This is a genomic window from Streptomyces niveus, assembly GCF_001723055.1.
Lineage (GTDB): Bacteria > Actinomycetota > Actinomycetes > Streptomycetales > Streptomycetaceae > Streptomyces > Streptomyces niveus.
On sequence record NZ_MDCR01000508.1, the window covers coordinates 1 to 4,425 of the forward strand.

Annotated in this window: 4 protein-coding genes; 2 read left to right on the forward strand and 2 right to left on the reverse strand. The window is 69.2% G+C overall.

Translation table 11 applies throughout. The features are described from left to right. Nucleotides 1–147: 147 nt before the first annotated feature. On the reverse strand, nt 148–540 hold the full coding sequence (locus BHU15_RS37030; protein ID WP_247748481.1) for a hypothetical protein: 393 nt from the start codon (nt 538–540) through the stop codon (nt 148–150). 224 nt (nt 541–764) lie between these two features. Between BHU15_RS37030 and BHU15_RS37035 the strand changes: the two genes are divergently transcribed. Together BHU15_RS37035 and BHU15_RS37040 are read left to right on the forward strand one after the other, a co-directional pair. Continuing rightward, nucleotides 765–1,640, forward strand: a complete 876-nt coding sequence (locus tag BHU15_RS37035) for a hypothetical protein (RefSeq protein WP_069631086.1) — start codon at nt 765–767, stop codon at nt 1,638–1,640. A gap of 4 nt (nt 1,641–1,644) precedes the next feature. After that, nucleotides 1,645–4,161 carry a DEAD/DEAH box helicase gene (locus tag BHU15_RS37040; RefSeq protein WP_079128639.1) on the forward strand — a complete coding sequence of 839 codons (2,517 nt, stop codon included), beginning with the start codon at nt 1,645–1,647 and terminating at the stop codon, nt 4,159–4,161. A 21-nt stretch (nt 4,162–4,182) separates the two neighbouring features. Here BHU15_RS37040 and BHU15_RS37045 read toward each other — a convergent pair. Then, nucleotides 4,183–4,425, reverse strand: a 243-nt coding sequence (locus BHU15_RS37045; RefSeq protein ID WP_255293308.1) for a LexA family protein, incomplete at its 5' end; no start/stop codon positions are given.

The window sequence follows — 4,425 nt, forward strand, 5'->3', positions numbered from 1 at the left end:
CGCCCCACCGCAGCGATTTCGCCTTGCCGGCCACCCACCCCCGAACAGGGCCAGCCACCCGCCGACCACGACGGTCGGCTCCTCCCGGCCGGCCACAACCCCAGACGGCACTGTGTCCTCCCTCGGGAGCGCAACTGGTCGGAGTGGTCAGGCTGCGCGGTTCGCGAGCATGCCGAAGACCTCCTCGAAACGGTGGGCCTGGTCTGTGGCGACCATGACCCAGGCGCCGCTTGCATGCCGGCGGGCATGCGTTCTGTAGTGCTGGACTTCTGCTGGGGTGAGCACCTTCAGGTCGCCGAAGACGTAGTACAGCGGTGTGGGTGCGTGCGCGGCGGTGAAGAGCAGGCCGGCGGTGAGTGTGGCGCTGTTGATGGCGTAGCGGTCGGTGTGGGTGCTGGGCATGCGGTCCTTGGCGTCGATGGTGACGAGTTCCCCGTCGCGGGCGGCGATCAGATCGGGGAAGTGGCGCAGGGCGGAGTCCGTGCGTGCCAGGGCGTGGCGGATCGGAAGTGCGTAGGTGCCTTGTCCGCAGCGCTGCACGGTCCATCCCTGGGCTTGGAGGGCTGCGGCAACGCGTTCTTCGTGTGCGTCGCCTACGAGCTTCCGTTCCTGCCACTGCGTCACCACGTGTGTCCCTCTCCGCGGTTCACCCTGAGTGATACGAATGGTCGTGCTTTTCGTGCCACTCCTTCATGACTATGATGCCCTCCATGGCGTCATACGTAGACTCACGGTTTCGTCCTACGCTCTGGCCTGGAACTCCTGTGCCGTCACCGGAGTTGACGCCGCTGGCCGGAGCTCGGGTCGAGGGCGATTGGATCGTCTGGGACGTGCAGTTCCCTGCCAGGAAGCCTTCCGGTCCACTGCCCGAGGACTTCTACCTCCGTGAGCTGATGGACCTCGACCTGGATGACATGGCCAGCGTTGCCGACTGGATGAGCAGGTGGGGTCACTTCGGTGACAGCTTTTTCGAGGCGGCCACGTGGGACGAGGAGGACATGAGGCTGCTTCAGGACGTCCTCGCCATCGAGCACCCCGACCGCGTCGGCGGCGAGATGCACCATGACGTGGTCCGCCTCCACGCCCGTCAGGCCCAGAAGGCGATCAGTACCTGGCTCGCCTGCCGTCAAGAAGGCGGCCTTGAGCAGCTTGTCGCCGACGGAGTGACCGCGGACCACCTCGCCGCCCTCCGCGCGGAGAACCCACACCTGGGCGGCGCGTGGCCCCGCGACCTCAAGGAGCTCAGCGACGTCCTGATCTCCCTCAGGCTCCAGCACCTGGAGCGAACCCTGAACGCCGCGCTGCACGTCTTCAGCGTCGGCATCGGCACGCTCAGCGACCGCCAGCCAACCATCTACGCCGCCGCCTTCCTCCAGCTGTACAACCACCTCGCCGAGGACGCCACGATCCGAGAGTGCGCCAACGAGACCTGCCGCCGCGTCTACGTCCGCCAACGCGGCCGCGCCGAGTACGGGCAAAACCGCACCAGCGGCACCAAGTACTGCACCCGCGAATGCGCCCGCGCCCAAGCACAACGCCAACACCGCCGCCGCAAGGCCGCCGCGAGGCAGAGCCTGCACGCAACGCCCGAACCAGAGCACCGAGGCCTCACCCGCGACGGCGACCAAACGAAGGAGTAGGCCGATGTCCCTGAAGATGTGGGCCCACCAGCGCGAAGCCGTCGATGCAATCCGGCGCGTCCTTGAGGCGCCGCCCGGAACGCTGCTCCCGAAGAAGGGTCTGCGTACGCAGGTCGTCATGGCGACCGGGTCCGGGAAGACCAGGGTCGCGGCCCGCAGCGCGGAAGAGCTGCGCGCGGGCCGTGTGCTGGTCCTCGTGCCCAGCTTGGACCTCTTGGCGCAGACCGAGGCCGCGTGGCGCGAGGCGGGCCGCCGGGGGCCGATGATCGGGGTGTCCTCACTGAGGGGGGATGAGGTGTCCTTCCCCAACACCACGGACGTGGACGAGCTGGTGGAGTGGACCAGGGGACTGGAGAAAGTCACCGTCTACGCCACGTACGCCTCGCTCGGGCTCGGAACGCTGGAGCGCGCGCACACCGCCGGCCTCACCGCCTGGGATCTCATCGTCGTGGACGAGGCGCACCGGACATCGGGGCGGATCGGGAAGCCGTGGGCGGTGGTCCACGACAACCAGAAGATCCCGTCGCTGCGGCGGCTGTACATGACGGCCACGCCCCGGCTGTGGCAGGTGGACGAGGACCAGGAGCAGGGCGCGCCCGGCGAGCTGGTCGCGTCCATGGATGACGACCCGGGCTCCCCCTTCGGCAGCCGGGCGTTCACACTGACGTTGTCGGAGGCGATCGACCGGGGAATCTGTGCGCCGTACCAGGTGGTGTGTGTGGACATCACCGATACTCAGCTCCAGGCCGCGCAGCTCCTGGGGGCCGAGGGGCGTTCGGACCAGGTACGCGGGGCGCGGCTCGCCGCGCTCCAGACCGCGCTGCTCAAGGCGTCCTCGGAGGAGAACTTCCAGCGAACGCTGGTCTTCCACCACCAGATCCGGGAAGCCGAAGCGTTCGCGGCCGGCCTTCCCAGCGTCGCCGGGCAGCTGCATGCCAGTGACCCGGAGCTGTACCCCGAGAGGATTTGGGCCAACTGGCTGTGCGGTGAGCACAAGCCCAACCACCGGCGGCGTGTGCTGGGCGAGTTCGCGACGGGGATCGCGACGGACGGCACGGTCGTGGAGAAGGGTTACCTGAGCTCGGTCAAGGTCCTGGGCGAGGGCGTCGACACCAAAGAGTGCGACTCCGTCTACTGGGCTGACGTGCGCGGCTCCATGCCCGACCTCGTCCAGGCGGTCGGCCGGGCGTTGCGGATGCGGCCCGGTGAGGGCAAGGTCGCGTCCCTCCTCGTGCCGGTCCTGCTCGGCCCCGGTGAGACGGCCGACAACATGCTCACCTCCCGCGCGTACGGCGGACTGGCGAAGCTGCTGGGAGCCCTCAGGGCGCACGACGCCAGGGTCGTGGAGCAGTTGGCGGAGCAGCAGGCTCCGAGCGCCTACACGCCCGTTCAGAAGGGTGCACAGGGGCAGGAGAGCCGGGGTGAGGGCAGAGGAGGCGAGGGGCCGTCGAAGCCCGCTCGGCAGTTGCTGAAGTTCAGCACGCCGCGCGACCCCGCGCATCTGGCGGCGTTCATCAGCCTGCGGGTTGTCGACCCGGAGCACGAGCACTGGCGGCGCGGGATCGAGGCCGCCGTCCTCTACGCCCGCGAACACGGTGATCTCCGCGTCCCGTTCACCTTTCGCGTGCCCGCCGTCGACGACCAGGAGGCGGATGCTGGGGGGTGGCCGGCCTCGCTGGCTGACTTTCCGCTGGGGCAGTGGATCGCCGATGCCCGGCGCCTCTACGCCCGCGGTGACATGGACGAGGGCCGCGTCGAGCAGTTGGAGAAGCTCGGGATGGTCTGGAGCCATCTCGATGTCGCGTGGGAGGAGGGCCTGGACGTCGCCCGGGGGTGGGCGGCCGAACACGGGCACCTCCTGGCGCCGCTGGACGCCACCTTCCAGGGCGCGAAGGTGGGCATCTGGCTGAAGAACGCGCGGGCCGCCGCCCGGAATGCCATCGAGAACGAGAAGCGGCGCGCCGAGGGCCTGCCTGTGGAGTCCACGGTGTGGGCCATGCCGGAATGGCGGCGCGAGCAGCTGGAAGAGATCGACCCGTCGTGGTGCCCGCCCTGGCCGGTGGAATGGCAGCGCGCCTTTCACCTGGTCCGGCTCCACCTGGAGGAGGGCGGGACGCTGCCCACCGCGCCGGGGGCGGTCGTGCGCCAGGGCGAAGACCTCGGACGGTGGGTGCGGTCCGTACGGCTCGGCTGGGACAAACTCACCACCGTGCAGCAGTGGATGTGCGAGCAGGTCCTCGGGATCGAGCCCGCCACCGAGGACGAGAAGCCGAAGCCACGCCCCACGCAGGCCGACAAATGGGCAATGAACTACCAGGCCGCCAAGCAGTTCTTCGAACGCGAGGGACACCTTCGGGTGCCGAGGAAGCATGTCGAAAGGGTCGAACGGGTCGTCGGCGAGGACCAAGAGGAGCGGGAGATCCGCCTCGGGGCATGGGTCAGCAACCAACGCAGCCGGGCGGCGGCGCTGTCCCCGGAGCGGGTAGAGCAGCTCTCCACCATCGGCATGCGCTGGACATGAGGCCGGCCCCGCTGGCGTTGATCAGCCTCCGAGCCGGACGGAATGCCAGCGCCGGGCGCTGCGGCTGATCATCCCCAGTTCCTCCATACGGGCGAGCTGGTACGCGACCGAGGCGGTGCTGGACAAGCCGACCAGGTCCCCGATCTGCCGCAACGAGGGCCCCTCGCCGTGCTCTGCGATCCAGCTCCGGATCGCGCGCAGGATCTGCACCTGCCGCTCGGTCGGCACCTCGTTCATCCCGCCGCGCGCCTTCCTGCCGTATCC